The following is a 21977-nucleotide window of genomic DNA, read 5'->3' on the forward strand; positions in this document are numbered from 1 at the left end:
TCGTTGAAATTTTATAATGCTTATATAAATCAGTATCTTAAATTATTCAACAAAGCCCACTTAAACCAGAAAATGACCACGCTACCGCCCCTGGCTTTCCAGCTACCAGTGGACTTTGCGCTATTATCCGGATTGTTATCAGGCGTAACGTAAATAAATACACACGCTCTACTATGTTATACCGCTATGGTACTAAAAGCTGTATGCCTCTCACAGCGATAATTACGCTAGGCTGAGGGGGCGTCTGTGCGGGGGGGACGGGTCCATTTTCCTGTCAGCGTCATGCCAAGGCAGAATGTGACCAGCCACGCCATCAACATATCCCGCGCAAAGAGAATGACATCACTCAAGCCAAACATAAGTAAGGCAAATAACAGCGCAATGGAGAAGTGGCTGCGCAGCACAAAAATCGAAAAATAAGAGAGTGCGACATAAAACAAAATAACCAGTAGCGCTCCGGGCCAGCCTTTCAGAGAAAAAGCCTCAATGACATCGTTATGAAGATGCACGTTCAAGTAGCTTACCGCCCCCTTCATGGCTGGCGTCTGCTGAGCGACGGCGGTGATCTCTTCCGCGCGCTGCTCGGCGGATTGCCCGAAGGGTGCAACAAGCCCTGCGTCCATGCCGGATTGCACCATGGCAAACCGTGCGCCTACCGAGGTTTGACTGTTGTTCTGGCTGTAGCTGCGCATGTCATTGATCAAATCGTTGGCGCGTTTATGGATCGTGTCGTGGAACAGCGCGATGCAGAGCATTAGCGTGACGAAGGAGCCCAGCATGCCCTTAAGCAATTTACGTTTATTATGACGTACTTCCGATAACAGGATCAGCGCCCCAATCAGGGGATAAACAAAAATGGCCGCCCGTGTCTGGGTCAGAATAATGGCGCTGGTTACCAGCAAGAAATGGAGTAAATAGAGATAATATTTGTAGCGCACCTTCAACGTGAGTAATGCCTGTGCACTCAAGGCACCGATAAACGTCATAAAATAGGCTGCGCTGGTTGCCGGACCAAAGATCAGACTCACACGGTGCATTTCGTGAAAAACTGACTGAAATAGCACATAAACCAGCGTCATTATGCAGATTGCCAGGCAGCCAACTTGCAGCATAGGCTGATTTTTATGTGGCAAGTGGCATGCGGCTAACAGAATAAATGCACCGAGAATCGCCGCATGCCCGGCGGTGCGATAGGCGGAGTAGACATCGGTAAACAGTGTGTCGGGTTGATAGTAAAGTGAAAACCAAACGAGGTTGAGGCAGCCCATCAGTAGCAACAACAGGGGCAATATCAACAGCCGTTTTGCGGCTAAGATCTGTTTCACATGCGTAACGACATACAGAGCAGCAGACACCCCGGTCAAATAAAACAGCCATCCTGCGATAATGGTGCTAAACGGCATAACGGCCAGGGTCAGCATGCACCCCGGAAACAGCGTATTTGTGGTTAACGAAGCGCTTACTGCGGGGTATTTTGCCCAGCTGTATCTTAAATCATTCAACATATCATTGAGTCACGTAGCAAGGGCTATCCCCGTTATCCCGACCATCAGGAATGGCACGAGTGTAGCCCCGGTGCGAACCTTTACGGAAGCGCGCTTTGCACCGGTGTGTGCAGGGAGGTCGCGTCGAGAGGCTGTAAGTCTACCAACTCTGACAGCTTTTGCCGGACCGCATCGGCAGAGATAGCGCTCATGTGATGATTTTCAGATTGTTCTACCACCTGATTGAGACCATATCCGCCAATAAGCCCAGGATCAGTAGGGCCATAGAGTGTGATGTTGGGGCGATCCAATGCGGCCGTCAGGTGACTCAGGCCGGTATCGACGGATACAACCGCCTGTGCTTGCGCCAGCACGGCGGCTACCTGCTGCAAACTCAGGCGCGGTAACACGTCGACGTGTGGAAATTCAGCGGCAAGGCGCTGCGCACGCTGGTGTTCATGTTCTGCGCCCCAGGGGAGTTTGATGCGCAATCCTGACGATTGCAGGCTGGCGATCAGGGCGAGCCAGTGAGATTCGGGCCAATGTTTTTCATCACGGGTGGTGGCGTGCAGAAATACCAGATAGCGTCCGGCATCTTCCGACGGTGCTGCCAGAAAATGCTGGGCAATACCGTAGTCCCCTCGCTCACTGGGCTTGCGATAGCTCAGGCTGGCCGCGAAAAGTTCACGAATGCGCTCGACAGCGTGCTGCTGGCGTGCAATGCGGTGCCGATAGTTATAGAAAATGCTGGCCAGAGGCTCACGCGCGTTGCTGCTGTCTAAACCATGCTTTTTCCCACGCGCAAGACGTGTGACTAACAGTGCACTTTTTAGCAAACCCTGAGCGTCAATGACCGCATCGTACTGACGTTCTCGCAGTTGTTGCTTAAATTGCGCGCGTTCACGCCGCATTTCTGCGCTGAACCAGCTTTTACGCCAGCGGCGGATGGCAACGGGGATCACACGGTCAACGGCGACGTGCCAGGTAGGGATCTGGGCAAACCCTTCTTCCACCACCCAGTCGAACCGCAAATTGGGGATGATGCGCATGGCGTCCGTCAAGGCAGGCAGCGTATGCAAGACATCACCCATGGAAGAGGTTTTAACGATCAGCAACCGCATTAGCGATGTTCCTGTGTCTGGAGGTAAGGCGTCAAGGCTTCCAACACGCGCTCGGGTTGAATATCAATCAGGCTTTGGTGATATCCCTGCTCACCATCGCCTTTACGCACGCGATGATAGCCGGTAATCAGGCGGATAACGTTGGCCTGGTGTGACAACGGTGGTGTGAAATCCGGACTGCTGGGGCCGTAGAGTGCTACCAGAGGGCGGTTTAGCGCGGCGGCCACGTGCATTAATCCGGAGTCATTGCTGACCACTGCGTGGCAGGCGGCGATCAGCACCACGGCTTGATCCAGTGACGTTTTGCCTGCCAGATTGCTGCAAAAGGCGCGCAGCGGTTCGGGTAACGTATCGCGTATCGCTTCTCCCGCCTCGTTATCCTTGGCTGAGCCGAACAGTACAACCTGATGACCGCGTTCGATCAGCGTTTGTGCTAGACTGGCATAGTGATAGTGCGGCCAGCGCTTGGCGGGACCAAATTCAGCGCCGGGGCAGAAACCAATAAGTGAGCGCTCGCTTACTAAATCAAACGAGGGGAGCACGGCGTCGATTTCTGCCTGTGCAACCTGTAGTTGCGGCCATAACAGCGGCTGAGGAAGATCTTCAGCACGGTGAATCTGGTCGCGTGGATAGGCCAGCGCGACATAGCGCTGCACCATCAGGGGAAACGCGGTTTTGTCCAATATCCGCACATCGTTCAGTAAGCCATAACGCATTTCGCCGCGCCAACCGGTGCGCGTTGGCACCTTGGCAAAGAAAGGCACCAGCGCGGATTTAAATGAGTTCGACAGCACATAGGCACGATCGTAGCCTTGCTCACGCAGCGACACCCCTAAACGCCTACGTTCACCCAGCGCCAGCGCCCCGTGACCAAGCGGCATTGCCAGCGCCTGACGGATTTCCGGCATCCGGTCCAACAGCGGACGGCACCAGGCTGGCGCCATGACATCAATCTGTGCATCCGGGTACTGTGCTTTGAGCGAACGATACAGGCTGTGGGACATCATCATGTCACCCACCCACGATGGGCCAATCACCAGGATTTTCATAGAGTTTATCTTTTATGTTCTGTTGCTTGGCGGCCAGAAAAATGCCATCGAAGGATGCAATCCAGTGCCTGCTGCTTACCGGGAACGTGCGGCCATACCCCTGCGTGCGGCCGCACATTGTTGTGGCATTTACGCGGAGCGATTCAGCCAGGTCAGGTAGTCGCTGACACCTTCAGCTACCGTTTTGAAGGGCTTGTAATAGCCCGCCGCGCGCAGTTTGGTCAAATCGGCTTGCGTGAAGGCCTGATAACGGCCTTTCAGTTTTTCAGGGAAAGGAATGTATTCCACCTGGCCTTTCTGGTGGAAATCCAACACGGCATCGGCGACAGCCTGGAACGACTCAGCACGGCCCGTACCGCAGTTGAAAATACCGGAAACACCGTGCTGCCAGAACCACAGATTAACCGCAGCCACATCACCAACATAGATAAAGTCACGTTGGAAATTTTCACTGCCGCAGAACAGTTTCGAATTTTCGCCCTGATTGATCTGATTATTCAGATGAAACGCGACGCTTGCCATGCTGCCTTTGTGCCCTTCGCGCGGGCCGTAGACGTTGAAGTAGCGGAAGCCGCAAATCTGCGAGTCTGCTTGCGGCAGAATGTCGCGCACGTACTGGTCGAACAGGAATTTGGAATAGCCGTAAACGTTCAGCGGCTGTTCGTATTGACGTTCTTCAATAAAATCGCTGGTGCGCCCACCATACGTGGCGGCGGAAGAGGCATACAGGAACGGGATGCTACGTTCCAGACAGTAGTGCAGCACCTCTTTCGAGTACTGATAGTTATTGTCCATCATGTACTTGCCGTCCCACTCCGTGGTGGAGGAGCATGCACCTTCATGGAAGATGGCATCGATATCGCCCAGATCGTCGCCTGCAACGATACTGGCGATGAAGTCTTCCTTGTCCATGTAATCGGTAATATCCAGATCGACCAGATTGACAAACTTGGTGCCGTCTTTCAGGTTATCCACCACCAAAATGTCTCGATAACCGATGTCATTCAATGATTTAACAATATTGCTGCCGATAAAGCCGGCTCCGCCTGTGACGATGATCATGGGAGTAACCCTTGTAAATCTCGTGGGTGAAGCACCACGCTCCACACTATTTATGACTGCTATCATAACATTTCGTTGCACTACAGACAGTACACCATTTTGCGCTGCCGCAAGGTTTTACCGAGTTGGTGTTGTGGCATGTCGTGACCCGTCTGGCATTTTTCAGATTCTGTGGCGTTATCTGTCACCGTAATAAACAGGATTGATTAAGCTGTGTACGGGCTTACACAAAGGAGTAACATCATGCCTGCATCGTTTTATCAGCGTCTCTCCGCGCAACTGATGGCGGCGCGAACCGACGGTATGTTTAAAGAAGAAAGGATTATCACTACTGCGCAACGTGCGGATATCGAGGTGGCCGACGGCGGCCCTTTGCCCCATTCCCAGTCGAAACGCAACAAAACGGTAGGGCATTATGCCGCCTGTAAGTGCGTTAAAAATACCTCATTTGGAGAACGATAACCCAGCGATTTTCGGCCTCGCGTATTGAGCAGGTGTTCGAGTGCTGCAACCTTGCGATGGGTGACATAATTGAAGTCCGTTCCCTTCGGGTAAAAACGGGCTTTGTTGAATAATTTAACCGTTTGATTTACATCTTCTTTAGTTAGAATGCATTTACAGAGAATGTATTTTGTTAGAACGACAAATCAAATAGTTAGCACAATAAAAAGCATTCCGAGAGGAAAAATTAGTCGTTGAAATTTTATAATGCTTATATAAATCAGTATCTTAAATTATTCAACAAAGCCGTAAAAACGCCGTATCAGCCCGTTGGTATGCTCATTCAACCCGCGTTCCCAGGAATGATATGGCCGGGCAAAGTAGACCGGTGCCCCCGTGACTTTTGTATAGCCAAGCGACTTAATTTTGATTACACCATATGGACTGAGAACAAACTCTCTGTATCGCAACCCATCTCTCTTTTTTTGCTTTTTGCTTGTGCCCATTTATGCTCAATTGGGTTAAGATCTGGCGAATATGTAGGCAAATACTCCACCATATACCCTGCATCGATGATGACTTGTTGAATATTATGTTTTTTGTGAAAAGTGGCATTGTCCATCATGATTACACTGTTTTTAGGGAGTACTGGGATAAGGACTTGTGTGACCCAGGCATAGAAAACATCGCTGTTAATATTGATATCAAATAATCCGATAGCAAACAGCGTTGTGCCTAATAAAGCGCCGATAACATTTGTTCTTCCCCTAGCTCCCCAGTTCTTCAGGCCAAAACACCGTTGACCTTTTGGGGAATAGCCGTGAGTCCGTGGGGTATCGTGTGAAAAACCACTTTCATCAATAAAAACAATAGGTTTACCTTCTTTTTCATACTGTTGTTTTTTTTGTTGAAATCCCTGCCGGGCGTTTTCGTCGGCTTTCGGATGACGTAGCGTTTTTTTTTATAGGTCAATCCCAGCTTTTTAAGCGCTTGCCAAATGGCCTTCTGACAAACGCCAAAACGCTCTGCACGTTCTTTTTGGTAAGCATCTGGATATTGTTCAACATCTTTTATCAACTCGGATTTATCGATCTTTCGCTGACGCGTGGTCGATGCTTTTGACTCTATTTGATTAATCCAACGCGATACAGAGGCAGGGCCAATCCGAAATTGCTTCGCTGTTTCTCGGATACTCAACCCTTCGTTTTTCCGTGTAGATATCACTTTACGTCTAAAATCAATTGAATAGCTCATTTAAATAATGTAATCAAAATTAAGTCGTTTAGCTATAATTTCCCCGTGCTGGGAAAATTCAGAACCGTTGTCAGCAGTCAGGGTTTTAAACTCGCAGAAGGTATTGGCAACGATGTCCCTGAAGGCCGCTACCACTGTCTCTGCTCGCTTGTTGGGCAGTTTGCGAATGATGACCAGCTTGACGGCTTTATCGACCACCGTCAGCAGGAATGATTTCTGATCTTTGCCAAAGATGGTGTCAATCTCGAAATGCCCGGGTTCCTGCTTGAGGTCAGCAACGGCCGGCCGCTGCTCAATGCCAACACGGTTGGGAATAGGACCGCGTTTGTTCTCATCGGTCTGATAGTTATACCGTTTACCCCGATGAGGGAGCTGCTGATACAGCTCACCGCCGGCCCGGCGCTCCTGCTGGATATAGCGATAGAGCGAGTTCTTGCTGACGGACAGGCCAAATTCCAGGACCAGGCGCCCACTAATGACCTCAGGTGAGGTGTGGGTAGACAGCGCCGTTCTGATAAAGTCCTGAATGTGCGGTTCAAGCTGGTTAATCACGCTGTCCGGCCGAGTTTTCTGCCGCCGCCCTCTGGCCAACGTTTCGGCCCTTCTGCAGGAATAGACCCCGTTGAAAGCGGCGTCGGTATTGCGTCTGAGTTCCCTGCTGATGGTAGAACGAGGAAGCTCCAGTTCCCGGGCGATGGTGGCCTGGTTAACCCCATCACCAAGCCGTTTTTCGATGTAGAACCGCTCTTTGTGAGTCAGATGTTTTCCCTGCATGCAACGGGATCTCCAGTAGGGCCAGAACGGTGATTTTATCCGGGTCTGGCCAGTGGGTCACTTTGTTGCATTTCGACTGGGAATGGGGCATCGCGGTTGAATGATGTTGTGCTGCTTCGACTATAGCACTGCTGGTGGATATTCAAGCAAGCGTTTTTTAACGTTTTATATGCTTAAAAACCAATGAGATAGGCACTTATAGCCAACCGACTTAAAAATGATTACATCCTATGCCCTGATATGCGGCAAAGAAGCATAGCTGGCTGTTATCAAAATAATGTCGCTTGGCTATATCTTTGCATGGAAAATGACAAAAACAGGTCATAAGTTTATGTTATATAACAAAAGAAAGCGCAATTCAGTGCACAAAAAAGCGGTTTGCAGCGGGGAGGTAAAAAAATGCGATCGACTAAAAAATCGGTCAACTTGCAAAAAAATGCACTGGCTGAAAAGGCTCCCCGGCCTTAACCGGGGAGAGAACGAGGGTGTTACTCTTCGTCATCACGCAACGGAACGATAAGCATGTCAACATGCACGGTGTTGATCAGTTGACGCGCGGAAGACATCAGCTTGCTCCAGAAGTCCTGGTGGTGCCCACATAACACCAGGTCAGCATCATATTTCTTGATAGCATCCACCAATACCTGCCCAAGATCGCCACTGCCACTCAAGGTTTCCGTGATCGGATAACCGGCGTTTTTAGAGAGATCGGTTAACGCGTTTTGCGTTTCTTCAGAAATACGCTGCTGCATGTCGCCCAGATTCACGTCAATCAGGCCGGTGTAGAGATCGGAGTAATTGACATCGACATGGATCAACGAGACTTTGGCATTGTACGGCCTTGCCATCGAGACCGCCTTTTCAACTAACACTTTACTTTCTGGAGAAAGGTCAACAGCAATCAGGATATGTTTATAAGCCATAATAAGCTTCTTCCGTAAAGACACATTAATGGTTCAGCAGATTTTTCCGCCTGCTAATCTGATACTTAACGGCTTGGCTATAGAATACCACCCCTGCCGATTTTTGTTATGTTCAGCAGATCACACCGCCACATATTTACCGCATTTTGCGAGATATAGCCAAGCGACATTATTTTGATAACAGCCAGCTATGCTTCTTTGCCGCATATCAGGGCATAGGATGTAATCATTTTTAAGTCGGTTGGCTATAACCCGCACAGCGCCCGCGCTACGTGCAAGCGATTATTGCACAACGGCTCACGGGAACGGCAATCTGACCGTAAAATTCTCGTACTCATTGATAAGTGTAGTAGAAACGGCTCCCTATCACGTCTGGATTCACGACAATCCGCTACAAAACCGGGAAAAAGAGTAGGGAAAATCGTCAAAATTATTTGATATCGGTCACTCTGTGGCAAAAATCTGTTTTCCTCTTCTACAATAACAGTGAGGGGGATATCAGCGTGCCATTCGGTTGCTGAGCCTCTCATTCAGGGTGAGGCGAGCGGTGTTCCGTTGCGGTGCTTGAGGTCTTTCGATTACCGTACTGCATACCGCCCGGTAGAGCAAAAGACAAGGGCGATTTACCCTTTCTTCGCCCGCTTAATAAAATCGCGTAATGAACGTGTGGCAAAACGATTCGCAGAAACGCCGTAGGATGTTCACCACATCCTCGTTCTGACGAATAACATAATCCGGGAGGGGAGCATGATCAGTACATTTGCGCTTTTCTGGGCCTTGTGCATCGTCTGTGTCATCAACATGGCGCGCTATTATTCTTCTTTGCGCGTACTGCTGACGATCCTGCGCGATTGAGACCCGCTGTTGTACCAGTATGTGGATGGCGGAGGATTTTTCACTTCCCACGGACAACCCAGTAAGCAGATTCGGCTGGTTCGCTACATTTACGCACAGCGCTATCTGGAGCATCACGATGAAGCATTTATGCGCCGCTGTGAGCGAGTACGAGGCCAGTTTATGCTGACCTCCGCACTGTGCGGGCTGATACTGGTAAGTTTGCTGTCCATGATGATTTGGTATTTAGCGATTGGGTACTTAACAATGTGTAATCTAGAAATATAAAAGGCGATTCTCTCGAATCGCCTTTTTATTACGTGCAGTATCAATCCTGACGGATTAAATCAGTTTCAGCGCCAACCAATACAGCACGCCAGACATCACCAGAGAAACCGGCAGCGTAAACACCCATGCCAACAGGATGTTCTTAACCGTTTTACCCTGTACGCCGCCGCCATCCACGATCATGGTGCCCGCAACCGCAGAGGAGAGCACATGGGTGGTGGACACCGGCATACCGGTATAGCTCGCCACACCAATTGACAGCGCAGCCGTCACCTGTGCAGACACCCCTTGTGCGTAGGTCATGCCACGTTTACCGATCTTCTCGCCGATAGTTACCGCGACGCGACGCCAGCCCACCATGGTGCCCAATGAGAGCGCCAATGCGACGGCAACGATAATCCATAACGGCGCGTACTCAACGGTTTTCAACATATCCTGACGCAGGTTGTTCAGAAAACGGCGATCTTCCGACGTGGTTTCCGGCAATTTTGCCACCTTGTCCATGGTATCCGCGATGCACATCAGTAAGCGACGCACGCGACCGCGATCCTCGGCATTCAACTGATCATAACTCTTCAGGTTATTCAGCAGGCCCAGTGAACGTTCGATGGCGATCATTACGCGCGAACTGTCGCAGTGGAACTCTTTAACGCCATTATCAGGCAACACCGTTTCTGTCGCCGCTACCGGCGTAGAGAGGTCGATAACATGTTTGAGCGCATCGCCGTGCTGCTGGTAGAACTCCTGCAAATTGACAACTGCATCACGCGTGCGGCTGATCTCATAGCCGGAAGCGCTCATGTTGACAACAAAGCCAGCCGGTCCAACGCCAATCAGCACCAGCATGATCAGGCCGATACCTTTCTGACCATCGTTAGCGCCGTGGGAGAAGCTGACGCCAATAGCAGAGATAATCAGCGCGGTACGCGTCCAGAACGGCGGCTTACGTTTGCCATCCAGCTTTTCACGATCGGCTGGCGTTAAGTGAACGCGTTTACGTTTCTTGTTGCTATTCCAAAAGCGCAACAGCACAAACAACACCAAGCCCGCGACCACCATCCCCACAATCGGAGAAAGAATCAGTGACAGGAAAATACTGATCATTTTGGGAACGTTGAGCGCATCCACGACAGAGGTGTCGGTGAGCAGGGCGTTGGTTAAACCAATCCCGATGATAGAACCAATCAAGGTGTGGGAACTGGAGGCTGGCAAACCAAAGTACCAGGTGCCCAGGTTCCAGATAATCGCCGCCAGCAGCATGGAGAACACCATGGCCAGGCCGTGCGCAGAACTGACGTTAAGCAGCAAATCAGTAGGCAGCAAATGCACGATGGCATAAGCCACGCTCAACCCACCTAGCATCACGCCGAAAAAGTTAAACAGTCCGGCCATGACAACCGCATATTCCGCCCGCATCGCGCGCGTATATATAACGGTGGCAACAGCATTCGCCGTATCGTGAAAGCCGTTGATGGCTTCATAGAACAGAACAAATACCAGTGCCAAAATCAGCATCAGACCGGTATGAAAATCAACCCCGGTAAATAAATGTAGCATAAGCGTTAGGCCATTTGTGGTCATGAACGCGGCGCATTATCTGCGACAAGCCTAAACGGGAAAAGGAAAATATGACTTTTTTTGACGAAAAGATGACCAATTCGGCTATTGATCGGATTTATCTTAATAAAATTTAAAAAATACATATTCTTGTATAAATATACATTTTGTTACACTGGCATCCCTTCGTGCCTGACACTACAATCAGCCGCCCGTAGGTTATCGGGAAAAATGCTTATTTTTTATATCACCATTGGTAGGAGAACGCACTGTGGAATCGTTTGATGTTGTCATTGTGGGTGCAGGGGGCCCCATTCCCAGTCGAAACGCAACAAAACGGTAGGGCATTATGCCGCCTGTAAGTGCGTTAAAAATACCTCATTTGGAGAACGATAACCCAGCGATTTTCTGCCTCGCGTATTGAGCAGGTGTTCGAGTGCTGCAACCTTGCGATGGGTGACATAATTGAAGTCCGTTCCCTTCGGGTAAAAACGCCGTATCAGCCCGTTGGTATGCTCATTCAACCCGCGTTCCCAGGAATGATATGGCCGGGCAAAGTAGACCGGTGCCCCCGTGACTTTTGTAATTTCCCCGTGCTGGGAAAATTCAGAACCGTTGTCAGCAGTCAGGGTTTTAAACTCGCAGAAGGTATTGGCAACGATGTCCCTGAAGGCCGCTACCACTGTCTCTGCTCGCTTGTTGGGCAGTTTGCGAATGATGACCAGCTTGACGGCTTTATCGACCACCGTCAGCAGGAATGATTTCTGATCTTTGCCAAAGATGGTGTCAATCTCGAAATGCCCGGGTTCCTGCTTGAGGTCAGCAACGGCCGGCCGCTGCTCAATGCCAACACGGTTGGGAATAGGACCGCGTTTGTTCTCATCGGTCTGATAGTTATACCGTTTACCCCGATGAGGGAGCTGCTGATACAGCTCACCGCAGGCCCGGCGCTCCTGCTGGATATAGCGATAGAGCGAGTTCTTGCTGACGGACAGGCCAAATTCCAGGACCAGGCGCCCACTGATGACCTCAGGTGAGGTGTGGGTAGACAGCGCCGTTCTGATAAAGTCCTGAATGTGCGGTTCAAGCTGGTTAATCACGCTGTCCGGCCGTGTTTTCTGCCGCCGCCCTCTGGCCAACGTTTCGGCCCTTCTGCAGGAATAGACCCCGTTGAAAGCGGCGTCGGTATTGCGTCTGAGTTCCCTGCTGATGGTAGAACGAGGAAGCTCCAGTTCCCGGGCGATGGTGGCCTGGTTAACCCCATCATCACGCCGTTTTTCGATGTAGAACCGCTCTTTGTGAGTCAGATGTTTTCCCTGCATGCAACGGGATCTCCAGTAGGGCCAGAACGGTGATTTTATCCGGGTCTGGCCAGTGGGTCACTTTGTTGCATTTCGACTGGGAATGGGGCCTCGTCATACAACACAAACATTGTTCCCCCCTGGTTTTCCAAGGCATTACCAGCAAAGGGCCTCTGTTCGATATTGGCTTCGTTGGTGAATCGTTCGTCCTTGGTGTTTAGCCACAAGTGGGGCTGTTTGGCAGAAGCCGCGTAATGGTTGGTGGTGGACTCTTTTGATGGCCCCGGACGATAGGACATATTGATAAATTCACGGCCATCTTTTGCTGCGCCGGCTGCCCAGGCCATTTTAATACCGTCACCCACTTTCCCCGGAATACCAACCACTTCCACATCGGGAAAGCGCGTATACTCCGTTAGCATCTCTTTATTGCTGCCGAAACCACCGGTGGCAATAACCACGGTTTTGGCATTGATACGAATGGCTTCGCCGGCAGAGCTTTCGGCCATGAGTCCTACGACTTTTCCTTTTTCATCGGTAATGAGCTGTTTGCCTGCTGTTTTCACCAGCAGTTTCCCTCCCTTGTCGGCAAAATGCTGTTGCAGAACATCAATCACTGCGCGCCCACGGCCCTGATAAATATGCCAGGTATAGCCAACCGACTTAAAAATGATTACAGCCGATGCCCTGATATATGGCAAAGAAGCATAGCTGGCTGTTATCAAAATAATGTCGCTTAGCTATATAATAGCCACCGGGATAATTCGAGGTCAGTTTCTCAAAGGCTTTGTTGAATAAATCAGAATTAGCCGACAGGATGACTCCCTCTGCTACACCTGTTATCCTATCCTGACGCTGTGTGGCATACCCAACAACGTCATACGGTTCAGCGCTTTGACCATCGCTATGGCTTCACCTACTTGAGCCTCATAGTCACGCAGGCTCAGATGGCCACCCAGCAAAGTTTTTATGCGGAACATCGCTGTTTCTGCCACTGAACGCCGGTGATAACCCACTTTCTTTTTCCACATATCATTACTCCCGCTCAGACGCTGATTCGCCACCGCATGGTTACGTTCATGGTACTTGTCCGGCCAGTATTTGGCTCCGCTTCGCGGCGGGATAAGGGGCCTGATTTTCTTTCTTAGCAACGCATCGTGGCAGTAACGGGCGTCATAAGCACCGTCTGCTGACACTTCCCTGATTTTTCGGTGGGTTTGGTTAATCAGGCCCGGCAGTGCCTGCGCATCTGTCGTTCCGCTGAGCGATAAGTCGGCACAGATAATCGGCTTTGTTGAATAATTTAACCGTTTGATTTACATCTTCTTTAGTTAGAATGCATTTACAGAGAATGTATTTTGTTAGAACGACAAATCAAATAGTTAGCACAATAAAAAGCATTCCGAGAGGAAAAATTAGTCGTTGAAATTTTATAATGCTTATATAAATCAGTATCTTAAATTATTCAACAAAGCCCAGATAATCTCATGCGTCGCACTGTCTGCTGCCAGATGAAGCTTGCGCCACACTCTTCGTCTGTCAGCCCCATGCTGCCTGACTTTCCATTCACCTTCGCCAAAGACCTTCAGACCGGTACTGTCGATGACCAGATGCGATATTTCACCACGCGTTGGCGTTTTTATGCTGATACTGACGGTTTTTGCCCGCCGACTGACCAGAGAGTAGTCCGGGCAGCGCAGTGGCAGGCTCATCAGTGTAAAAACCGAGTCGACAAAGCCCTGTAATGCCCGGAGCGACAGGTTAAACACGCGCTTTATCATCAAAACCGTGGTAACAGCCATATCGGTGTAGTAAAGCGGCCGACCACGACCTTCAGGCGAAGAACTGTCAGTCCATGCAGCGATGGCCGACTCATCAAGCCAGACCGTCAGGGAGCCGCGTTGTCTGAGTGCTTTGTTGTAGGTGGGCCAGTTGGTGATTTTAAACTTTTGCTTTGCCATGGGGAGCTGCTATCGGGAGCGATGATAGTGCTTTGATCCGGCGATCCCCTGAAAGTTCGATTTATTCAACAAAGCCTTTCTCAAAATGAGGCTTTGTTGAATAATTTAACCGTTTGATTTACATCTTCTTTAGTTATAGCTAAACGACTTAATTTTGATTACATTATTTAAATGAGCTATTCAATTGATTTTAGACGTAAAGTGATATCTACACGGAAAAACGAAGGGTTGAGTATCCGAGAAACAGCGAAGCAATTTCGGATTGGCCCTGCCTCTGTATCGCGTTGGATTAATCAAATAGAGTCAAAAGCATCGACCACGCGTCAGCGAAAGATCGATAAATCCGAGTTGATAAAAGATGTTGAACAATATCCAGATGCTTACCAAAAAGAACGTGCAGAGCGTTTTGGCGTTTGTCAGAAGGCCATTTGGCAAGCGCTTAAAAAGCTGGGATTGACCTATAAAAAAAACTCTACGTCATCCGAAAGCCGACGAAAACGCCCGGCAGGGATTTCAACAAAAAAAACAACAGTATGAAAAAGAAGGTAAACCTATTGTTTTTATTGATGAAAGTGGTTTTTCACACGATGCCCCACGGACTCACGGCTATTCCCCAAAAGGTCAACGGTGTTTTGGCCTGAAGAACTGGGGAGCTAGGGGAAGAACAAATGTTATCGGCGCTTTATTAGGCACAACGCTGTTTGCTATCGGATTATTTGATATCAATATTAACAGCGATGTTTTCTATGCCTGGGTCACACAAGTCCTTATCCCAGTACTCCCTAAAAACAGTGTAATCATGATGGACAATGCCACTTTTCACAAAAAACATAATATTCAACAAGTCATCATCGATGCAGGGTATATGGTGGAGTATTTGCCTACATATTCGCCAGATCTTAACCCAATTGAGCATAAATGGGCACAAGCAAAAAGCAAAAAAAGAGAGATGGGTTGCGATACAGAGAGTTTGTTCTCAGTCCATATGGTGTAATCAAAATTAAGTCGCTTGGCTATAGAATGCATTTACAGAGAATGTATTTTGTTAGAACGACAAATCAAATAGTTAGCACAATAAAAAGCATTCCGAGAGGAAAAATTAGTCGTTGAAATTTTATAATGCTTATATAAATCAGTATGTTAAGTTATTCAACAAAGCCTCAAAATGAACGCCGAGCGCTTGTAGCCAATCGATGGTATCCGCTGATTTATTAATATAATTGCGTACCAGCTTGGCATTAGGTCGCCAGTGGCTGTAATCCATCACTAACTTAAAGGCATGATCGCGAGTAAATACATGGTTATTTTCCCGCGGTATTTTACTTTCTACCGCAAATATCCCTTCCGAAAATTGTCCGGTTCCCCCGGTCTGCGGAAGTTTCTCCAGATTAATGACCTTCAGCCCGGCTTTGTTGAATAATTTAAGATACTGATTTATATAAGCATTATAAAATTTCAACGACTAATTTTTCCTCTCGGAATGCTTTTTATTGTGCTAACTATTTGATTTGTCGTTCTAACAAAATACATTCTCTGTAAATGCATTCTAACTAAAGAAGATGTAAATCAAACGGTTAAATTATTCAACAAAGCCCTTCAGCCCCTGTTCGGTTAATGCATAGGCTGCCGCAGACCCTGATGCCCCGCCCCCCCACCACCACATCCGTGTCCATGACTTGTTCCGCATGGGCGGTCATCCCAAAACACGAAAGAATAGCGGCAGTTAATATTGATTTTACGCTCATTTCGCTCCCCTCAATACTCTATATTATTATGTTGAAACCGATGTAATTTACACAAAGCTTAACGGGTTATATATCAAGAGAAATCGTCACTTACGTATACCGTGATACATTATCGCGAATATTTTAAATACTGTTAATAATCTCTCATTTTGGTCGATAATATTTATTCACCCTACAACCACAAATAAACAACAATGCGTAATATAACGCTAACAAAGAAAAGATATTGTATCTTCTCTCATCAGCACATTTATTCTCAAGGTGAATACCGCTTACTGACAGAAGGGGTCAACAAGGGTGTGCCAGCACGAGCCTTTTGACAATCACGCCCAAATCCCGCTTTAATGAGACAAGCGCCCGTTGTCAGAGCCTCCCTTCTTGCTCTGATAACGCTCTCTTTTGAAAACGGAACACTTCAATAGCGGAACTATGAATATACGGCTCGTTGCCCCAGCGTTACTCCTGCTCTTACTGACGTCTGGACCGGAGGTTCACGCGCAACCCCTTGTGCCGTCAAAAGACGCCATGGTGGCACCGTACCTGCTGCCCGACGCGCCCACGTTCGACCAGACTATCCCACAATTTCGCACGCGCTATAACCTCAGCAACCCCTCATTACCGATCGTGGAATTCCGCGCGGTGGATACCGGCGAGCCCGCCGGACCGCTGACGCGGGCTGCGAGCAGAATCAATGCCCAACTCTACGCGTCAACGGCCCTGGAGCGAGGCACTGGCAAAATAAAAACCATGCAGCTGACCTACCACCCTCAGGTGGGCGATCCTGAAACCGGTGCGCGCCGCGCGCAGTCTATCCAGTATATGGCCGCGCTGCTGCGCCACTTTATTCCTTCGCTCTCCGAAGAACAAAGCAGCAAGAAGATCACGGAATTGCTGGATATCGGCAAACGTCAGGGCTTTTACCAACAAACGGAAGGCGCATTGCGATATGTAGTGGCAGATAATGGGGAAAACGGGATAACATTCGCTGTTGAACCGATTAAGCTAACGTTATCTGAACCGTGATCGCGCTGGCATTGAGTGATGAAAATCCGAGTTTCTCGCGGCTTTGGTCTCTATACTGTCTGAAAAATAAAATTACTTGCTATCCCTATTCGGAGGAAAAAAGATGCGTCATCCATTAGTAATGGGTAACTGGAAGCTGAACGGCAGCACGCACATGGTTATCGAGCTGATCGCCGGTTTGCGTAAAGAACTCAGCACAGTGACTGGCTGCAACGTCGCCATCGCGCCGCCCGAGCTGTATCTGGATCAGGCAAATCATCAATTGGCCGGTGGTCGCATTGCCCTCGGCGCACAGAACGTCGATGTTAACCTGTCCGGCGCCTACACGGGCGAAACCTCTGCCACCATGTTGAAAGACATCGGTGCAAAATACATCATCATCGGCCACTCCGAACGCCGCACCTACCACAAAGAAAGCGATGCATTCATTGCGAAAAAATTTGGCGTGTTGAAAGAAGCCGGATTGATCCCCGTGCTGTGCATCGGTGAAACCGAAGCCGAAAACGAAGCCGGTGAAACTGAAGCGGTTGTCTCCCGTCAGTTGGATGCGGTATTGAGCACATTGGGTGCCACCGCTTTTAACGGTGCGGTTATCGCCTACGAACCCGTATGGGCGATTGGCACCGGCAAATCAGCAACACCTGCTCAGGCACAAGCGGTGCATAAGTTTATCCGTGACCATATCGCCAAGCAGGACAAAGCAGTCGCCGACCAGGTCATCATTCAGTACGGCGGCTCGGTCAACGCGGCCAACGCGGCTGAACTCTTTACGCAGCCGGACATCGACGGCGCACTGGTAGGTGGCGCGTCGCTGAAAGCAGATGCTTTTGCCGTGATCGTAAAAGCCGCCGCAGAAGCCAAGCGCGCGTAATACGGTAATACTGCAACAGCGTGTCTGTTTTACAGATGCGCTGTTTTACCCTCTCGTTCCCGCCCCTCGCTGTACTCCTTTTCTGAAACTCTTATGCCGCCTCACACCAGGCACGGCTTTGTTGAATAAATCAGAATTAGCCGACAGGATGACTCCCTCTGCTACACCTGTTATCCTATCCTGACGCTGTGTGGCATACCCAACAACGTCATACGGTTCAGCGCTTTGACCATCGCTATGGCTTCACCTACTTGAGCCTCATAGTCACGCAGGCTCAGATGGCCACCCAGCAAAGTTTTTATGCGGAACATCGCTGTTTCTGCCACTGAACGCCGGTGATAACCCACTTTCTTTTTCCACATATCATTACTCCCGCTCAGACGCTGATTCGCCACCGCATGGTTACGTTCATGGTACTTGTCCGGCCAGTATTTGGCTCCGCTTCGCGGCGGGATAAGGGGCCTGATTTTCTTTCTTAGCAACGCATCGTGGCAGTAACGGGCGTCATAAGCACCGTCTGCTGACACTTCCCTGATTTTTCGGTGGGTTTGGTTAATCAGGCCCGGCAGTGCCTGCGCATCTGTCGTTCCGCTGAGCGATAAGTCGGCACAGATAATCTCATGCGTCGCACTGTCTGCTGCCAGATGAAGCTTGCGCCACACTCTTCGTCTGTCAGCCCCATGCTGCCTGACTTTCCATTCACCTTCGCCAAAGACCTTCAGACCGGTACTGTCGATGACCAGATGCGATATTTCACCACGCGTTGGCGTTTTTATGCTGATACTGACGGTTTTTGCCCGCCGACTGACCAGAGAGTAGTCCGGGCAGCGCAGTGGCAGGCTCATCAGTGTAAAAACCGAGTCGACAAAGCCCTGTAATGCCCGGAGCGACAGGTTAAACACGCGCTTTATCATCAAAACCGTGGTAACAGCCATATCGGTGTAGTAAAGCGGCCGACCACGACCTTCAGGCGAAGAACTGTCAGTCCATGCAGCGATGGCCGACTCATCAAGCCAGACCGTCAGGGAGCCGCGTTGTCTGAGTGCTTTGTTGTAGGTGGGCCAGTTGGTGATTTTAAACTTTTGCTTTGCCATGGGGAGCTGCTATCGGGAGCGATGATAGTGCTTTGATCCGGCGATCCCCTGAAAGTTCGATTTATTCAACAAAGCCGATGGATACTATAGCTCAAGCAATTAAGGGACACAGCCTAACTCTCATGCTTCATACGACTTTGTTAAATAAATCAAACTATTAGGAGATTGGCGCATCTGATCGCTATATCCTTTTCAATATAGCTATGACCACTAATAAATAGACGTTTCTTTAAGGGGCTGTCCATAGCATTTTCTAATATAATCAATGTATAGCGCCATGCATTAAAAATAATTTTGACTATTTATTAATGGGTAGCGCTTTACCTTGTGCAACGGCGGCGCGGTGCAAATCGTTAAGGCAGTAAAGCCAAAAAGCGTCCTGACGGACGACCGTATTTTCAATGACAACTAATTTAGACATAACGATTTCTCCATAATGAAACGGATGTGGTTAAAGGTATTAGCAGACTCACTTGTAAAATTTTGCAGATTGGCGGTCAGATCGCTTACACTTGGCTTAACACAGGAGGATTTCCCATGGGCCAGGTTGCATTTGATACATTGCAGGCGTCAGAAGAGCTTCAAACCGCCGGGCTTACCAGTGAGCAAGCCAAGGCGATTTCGCTCGTCGTTCGTAAATCTCATGAGGTGGCGGATGTAGCTACCAAGCGTGACCTTGAGGACGTGCGTAAAGAGATGCAAGCCCGCTTCGAGAAGACCGACGCGCAGATAGCCGATGTCCGTAAGGACTTATCCGCAGAGATCGCCGATGTCCGTAAGGATATTGACGCTCGCTTCGAGAAGAACGAAGCTCAGATGCAGGCTCGCTTCGAGAAAACTGAAGCGCAGATATCTTTAGTCCGCAAAGACTTGCAGCTTGAGATGGCCGGTATCCGCTCTGAGCAGAAGTTAATTCGCTGGATGCTGAGTGCTGGAATTTTGGGTATTCTCTCTCTGGTTGTGAAAGCTTTTCTCGTCACTGCCCTCTAATTAATTATGCCACTACGGGTTGTTAGCTCAGTTGGTAGAGCAGTGGACTCTTAATCCATCGGTCGCGAGTCTGTAAAGAATTTCGTGTAAATGGCTCCATCGCTTAACCGGAAATCCGATCTCCATACATCAACATGAATTGGCTCATAGCCGGTTTCCAGTCTCTGATTGGTAGGGTCCATTTAGCCGAGATATTATGCAAGGCTAGATAGAATAATTTTAGCACCGAGTCATCCGTTGGAAATATTCGTCGCGTTTTCGTTATCTTGCGCAATGAAGCATTTAACGACTCTATCGCGTTGGTGGTGTAGATAACCTTGCGGATCTCCGGCGGAAAATCAAAAATGACGATGAGACGTTCCCAATTATTTCTCCACGATGGGCTGATCGTCGGGAACTGCTCATCCCATTTGGCCGCGAAGGCATCCAGGGCCTCTTCAGCGCCCTCTAGCGTTGCGGAACTATAGATAGTGCGGAGGTCAGCAGCAACGGCTTTACGCTCTTTCCAGCCGACGTAGCGCAGCGAGTTCCGCACCTGATGCACGATGCAGAGCTGTACCCGCGTATGCGGGTAAACAGCTTCAATGGCATCAGGAAAGCCCTGTAGTGGTTGAATAATCAGGACACTAAACTTACATCCAAAACGGAGGTGTTTAGTGAACCATAAACGACAATTTACCCCTGAGTTTAAAAAGGAAGCCGTTGCCCTGGTAACAGAGCAGGGCTATACGATAGCCAGGGCAGCAGCATCGCTGGGCATAAGCAACAAAACCCTGCATACATGGGTCTCGCTGGCACGCGAGCAAAGCAACGGCGTACTCAGCGATGATGAACGTGCAGAGTTAAAACGGTTACAAAAGGAAAACAAAGAGTTACGTACAGAGAAGGAGATACTAAAAAAGGCGAGTGCCTTCTTCGCGAAACATATGTCGTGAGATACCGGTTCATTCTCGACAATGCCACTGACTTCAGCGTTCGTACACTCTGTCGGGTCATGCGTGTGACGGCCTCTGCCTGGTATGCATGGCGAAAAAAGCCCGCCGAACCGCTGCAAAAAGACGTGGAGGTCCGGGTCAGGTTAAAGGCGCTGTTCGCCGCCAGCAGGCAGGGAGCAGGAAGCCGGACGCTGGTCAAAAGGCTTCGTGGAGAAGGCATCATAATCAGCCGCTGGCGGGTGAGGAAAATCATGCAGGAAGAGGGGCTGGTCTGCCGACAGCGCCGGACTTATAAGGTCACGACAAAACCCCGCCCGGGTGCAGAGGTGGCCCCAGACCTGCTGAACCAGAATTTTAACCCGCCGGGGCCAAATCAGGTGTGGGCGAGTGACATCACGTATCTGAAGACCGGTGAAGGCTGGCTGTATCTGGCGGCTATTATGGATTTGTACTCCCGGCAGATAGTGGGCTGGCAGGTGGACAGACGGATGACCTCATCGCTGGTCTGCGGGGCCCTGATGAAGGCATATAACCTGCGAACTCCCCCGCCGGGCCTGGTGGTGCATACGGACAGGGGGGCGCAGTACACGGGACAACGCTTTCAGGCGCTGCTGAGCAGCTACAGGCTGAGGAGCAGTATGGGAGACGTGGGTGCCTGCTGGGATAATGCGGTGATGGAGCGCTTCTGGGGCAGTCTGAAACATGAATGGTTGCTGCTGGTACCCCAGCCAACACGGGCTTACATGGAGCAGGATGTGGCGACGTATATCCGCTACTACAACCTAGACAGGCATCATGCCGCTAACGGGGATCTGTCTCCGGTGCGTTATGAACAAATGGCTGAGAAAAAAGTGTCCTGATTTACTTGACCAGTGCACCCTTCAGGCCATCGCAGCAGGCGATGAAGATGTCCTGTAGCCCACGATTTTTCAGTTCTGTCATTACAGATAACCAGAACTTGGCCCCCTCGGTTTTGGCTATCCATAGCCCCAGCAGCTCTTTTTCGCCCTGGCCGTTGATGCCTAGAGCCAAGTAAACAGACTTGTTGGTCACGGCTCCGCCGTCCTGGCTTTTGACCACAATACAGTCAAGGTAAACAATGGGATAAAACGCATCCAGCGGCCGTTGCTGCCAGCGCTTAACGTCATCCATCACGGCATTGGTCACTTGAGAAATGAAGCCAGCGGAAACATCGACCCCGTAGACTTCTTTAAAGTGAGCCTGAATCTCACGGGTTGATAGCCCTCTGCCCCATTCCCACTCGAAACGC

Annotated in this window: 23 protein-coding genes and 6 pseudogenes; 9 read left to right on the plus strand and 20 right to left on the minus strand. The window is 49.7% G+C overall.

Features of this window, described 5'->3' with window-relative positions; translation table 11 throughout:
• Positions 1–227: 227 nt before the first annotated feature.
• The 4 genes from ACQGXV_RS11345 to rfaD all read right to left on the minus strand — a co-directional run bounded on the left by ACQGXV_RS11345 (position 228) and on the right by rfaD (position 4716).
• Entirely contained in the window at positions 228–1421 is a 1194-nt protein-coding gene (locus ACQGXV_RS11345; RefSeq protein WP_440866435.1) for an O-antigen ligase family protein, read from the minus strand.
• A gap of 164 nt (positions 1422–1585) precedes the next feature.
• Positions 1586–2605, minus strand: coding sequence for a lipopolysaccharide heptosyltransferase RfaC (gene rfaC / locus ACQGXV_RS11350; protein ID WP_440866436.1), 1020 nt, complete (start codon positions 2603–2605; stop codon positions 1586–1588).
• Positions 2605–3654 (minus strand): ADP-heptose--LPS heptosyltransferase RfaF, encoded by a 1050-nt coding sequence (gene rfaF, locus ACQGXV_RS11355; protein ID WP_440866437.1) that lies wholly within the window; start codon positions 3652–3654, stop codon positions 2605–2607. Before rfaF ends, rfaC begins: the two co-directional genes overlap by 1 nt.
• A gap of 129 nt (positions 3655–3783) precedes the next feature.
• Positions 3784–4716, minus strand: coding sequence for an ADP-glyceromanno-heptose 6-epimerase (gene rfaD, locus ACQGXV_RS11360; protein ID WP_440866438.1), 933 nt, complete (start codon positions 4714–4716; stop codon positions 3784–3786).
• 243 nt (positions 4717–4959) lie between these two features.
• Between rfaD and ACQGXV_RS11365 the strand changes: the two are divergent.
• Positions 4960–5082: pseudogene (locus tag ACQGXV_RS11365) on the plus strand (glycine C-acetyltransferase); the annotation flags it as partial.
• A gap of 368 nt (positions 5083–5450) precedes the next feature.
• Here ACQGXV_RS11365 and ACQGXV_RS11370 read toward each other — a convergent pair.
• The 6 genes and pseudogenes from ACQGXV_RS11370 to ACQGXV_RS11395 all read right to left on the minus strand — a co-directional run bounded on the left by ACQGXV_RS11370 (position 5451) and on the right by ACQGXV_RS11395 (position 8366).
• A complete protein-coding gene (locus ACQGXV_RS11370) occupies positions 5451–5627 on the minus strand; it encodes a hypothetical protein (RefSeq protein WP_440867861.1) in 177 nt (58 codons plus the stop codon).
• Positions 5588–6055, minus strand: a pseudogene (locus ACQGXV_RS11375) (IS630 family transposase); the annotation flags it as partial. The pseudogene ACQGXV_RS11375 and the gene ACQGXV_RS11370, both read right to left, overlap by 40 nt.
• Positions 5941–6411 carry an IS630 transposase-related protein gene (locus tag ACQGXV_RS11380; RefSeq protein WP_440863899.1) on the minus strand — a complete coding sequence of 157 codons (471 nt, stop codon included), beginning with the start codon at positions 6409–6411 and terminating at the stop codon, positions 5941–5943. The pseudogene ACQGXV_RS11375 and the gene ACQGXV_RS11380, both read right to left, overlap by 115 nt.
• Complete coding sequence (locus tag ACQGXV_RS11385) at positions 6412–7185, minus strand: IS30 family transposase (RefSeq protein ID WP_440866439.1); 774 nt, start codon at positions 7183–7185, stop codon at positions 6412–6414. It abuts the gene before it with no gap.
• Between the two features lie 488 nt (positions 7186–7673).
• Positions 7674–8108: a universal stress protein UspA gene (gene uspA, locus ACQGXV_RS11390; protein ID WP_252317672.1), complete on the minus strand. Its 435-nt coding sequence runs from the start codon at positions 8106–8108 to the stop codon at positions 7674–7676.
• Between the two features lie 120 nt (positions 8109–8228).
• A complete protein-coding gene (locus ACQGXV_RS11395) occupies positions 8229–8366 on the minus strand; it encodes a hypothetical protein (protein ID WP_440866440.1) in 138 nt (45 codons plus the stop codon).
• Between the two features lie 489 nt (positions 8367–8855).
• Between ACQGXV_RS11395 and uspB the strand changes: the two are divergent.
• Positions 8856–9230 (plus strand): annotated as a pseudogene (gene uspB, locus ACQGXV_RS11400) (universal stress protein UspB).
• Between the two features lie 54 nt (positions 9231–9284).
• Here the strand turns inward: uspB and pitA are convergent.
• From pitA to ACQGXV_RS11415, 3 genes are all read right to left on the minus strand, one after another.
• Positions 9285–10787 (minus strand): inorganic phosphate transporter PitA, encoded by a 1503-nt coding sequence (gene pitA / locus ACQGXV_RS11405; RefSeq protein WP_440867381.1) that lies wholly within the window; start codon positions 10785–10787, stop codon positions 9285–9287.
• A 347-nt stretch (positions 10788–11134) separates the two neighbouring features.
• Positions 11135–12109, minus strand: a complete 975-nt coding sequence (locus ACQGXV_RS11410; RefSeq protein WP_440866442.1) for an IS30 family transposase — start codon at positions 12107–12109, stop codon at positions 11135–11137.
• Positions 12110–12144: 35 nt separating this feature from the next.
• Positions 12145–12705, minus strand: a complete 561-nt coding sequence (locus ACQGXV_RS11415) for an FAD-binding protein (RefSeq protein WP_440866443.1) — start codon at positions 12703–12705, stop codon at positions 12145–12147.
• Between ACQGXV_RS11415 and ACQGXV_RS11420 the strand changes: the two genes are divergently transcribed.
• Complete coding sequence (locus ACQGXV_RS11420) at positions 12688–12828, plus strand: hypothetical protein (protein WP_440866444.1); 141 nt, start codon at positions 12688–12690, stop codon at positions 12826–12828. The two genes, ACQGXV_RS11415 and ACQGXV_RS11420, sit on opposite strands and share 18 nt — an antisense overlap.
• Before the next feature lie 99 nt (positions 12829–12927).
• Here the strand turns inward: ACQGXV_RS11420 and ACQGXV_RS11425 are convergent, their stop codons facing one another.
• Positions 12928–13404 (minus strand): IS5 family transposase, encoded by a 477-nt coding sequence (locus ACQGXV_RS11425; RefSeq protein WP_440867382.1) that lies wholly within the window; start codon positions 13402–13404, stop codon positions 12928–12930.
• Between the two features lie 156 nt (positions 13405–13560).
• Positions 13561–14049 (minus strand): annotated as a pseudogene (locus ACQGXV_RS11430) (IS5 family transposase); the annotation flags it as partial.
• A gap of 171 nt (positions 14050–14220) precedes the next feature.
• Between ACQGXV_RS11430 and ACQGXV_RS11435 the strand changes: the two are divergent.
• Positions 14221–14586: an IS630 transposase-related protein gene (locus tag ACQGXV_RS11435; RefSeq protein ID WP_440862584.1), complete on the plus strand. Its 366-nt coding sequence runs from the start codon at positions 14221–14223 to the stop codon at positions 14584–14586.
• Positions 14510–15043, plus strand: coding sequence for an IS630 family transposase (locus ACQGXV_RS11440; RefSeq protein WP_440862665.1), 534 nt, complete (start codon positions 14510–14512; stop codon positions 15041–15043). The genes ACQGXV_RS11435 and ACQGXV_RS11440 overlap by 77 nt, the downstream gene beginning before the upstream one ends.
• A gap of 138 nt (positions 15044–15181) precedes the next feature.
• Here the strand turns inward: ACQGXV_RS11440 and ACQGXV_RS11445 are convergent, their stop codons facing one another.
• On the minus strand, positions 15182–15508 hold the full coding sequence (locus tag ACQGXV_RS11445) for an FAD-binding protein (RefSeq protein ID WP_440866445.1): 327 nt from the start codon (positions 15506–15508) through the stop codon (positions 15182–15184).
• Positions 15509–16223: 715 nt separating this feature from the next.
• Between ACQGXV_RS11445 and ACQGXV_RS11450 the strand changes: the two genes are divergently transcribed.
• Positions 16224–16817 carry a DUF1454 family protein gene (locus ACQGXV_RS11450; RefSeq protein ID WP_440867383.1) on the plus strand — a complete coding sequence of 198 codons (594 nt, stop codon included), beginning with the start codon at positions 16224–16226 and terminating at the stop codon, positions 16815–16817.
• 103 nt (positions 16818–16920) lie between these two features.
• Positions 16921–17688: a triose-phosphate isomerase gene (gene tpiA / locus ACQGXV_RS11455; protein ID WP_440866446.1), complete on the plus strand. Its 768-nt coding sequence runs from the start codon at positions 16921–16923 to the stop codon at positions 17686–17688.
• Between the two features lie 170 nt (positions 17689–17858).
• Here tpiA and ACQGXV_RS11460 read toward each other — a convergent pair whose 3' ends face one another.
• Positions 17859–18782 (minus strand): IS5 family transposase, encoded by a 924-nt coding sequence (locus tag ACQGXV_RS11460; RefSeq protein ID WP_440862815.1) that lies wholly within the window; start codon positions 18780–18782, stop codon positions 17859–17861.
• Between the two features lie 298 nt (positions 18783–19080).
• Positions 19081–19203 (minus strand): DNA-binding protein, encoded by a 123-nt coding sequence (locus tag ACQGXV_RS11465; RefSeq protein WP_440866447.1) that lies wholly within the window; start codon positions 19201–19203, stop codon positions 19081–19083.
• Between the two features lie 116 nt (positions 19204–19319).
• Here ACQGXV_RS11465 and ACQGXV_RS11470 point away from each other — a divergent pair, with 116 nt between their 5' ends.
• On the plus strand, positions 19320–19772 hold the full coding sequence (locus tag ACQGXV_RS11470; RefSeq protein ID WP_440866448.1) for a hypothetical protein: 453 nt from the start codon (positions 19320–19322) through the stop codon (positions 19770–19772).
• A 103-nt stretch (positions 19773–19875) separates the two neighbouring features.
• Here ACQGXV_RS11470 and ACQGXV_RS11475 read toward each other — a convergent pair.
• Positions 19876–20397, minus strand: a pseudogene (locus ACQGXV_RS11475) (IS256 family transposase); the annotation flags it as partial.
• A gap of 31 nt (positions 20398–20428) precedes the next feature.
• Here ACQGXV_RS11475 and ACQGXV_RS11480 point away from each other — a divergent pair.
• Positions 20429–21567, plus strand: a protein-coding gene (locus tag ACQGXV_RS11480; RefSeq protein ID WP_440866449.1) for an IS3 family transposase whose coding sequence is annotated in 2 segments (ribosomal slippage) — positions 20429–20666 and positions 20666–21567 — 1140 coding nt in all. Because the reading frame shifts where the segments join, the coding sequence is not laid out codon by codon here.
• 16 nt (positions 21568–21583) lie between these two features.
• Here ACQGXV_RS11480 and ACQGXV_RS11485 read toward each other — a convergent pair.
• Positions 21584–21955, minus strand: a pseudogene (locus ACQGXV_RS11485) (IS256 family transposase); the annotation flags it as partial.
• Between the last annotated feature and the right edge of the window lie 22 nt (positions 21956–21977).

The sequence above is a fragment of the Symbiopectobacterium purcellii genome (assembly GCF_052050035.1).
In the GTDB taxonomy this organism is placed as follows: Bacteria; Pseudomonadota; Gammaproteobacteria; order Enterobacterales; family Enterobacteriaceae; genus Symbiopectobacterium; species Symbiopectobacterium purcellii_A.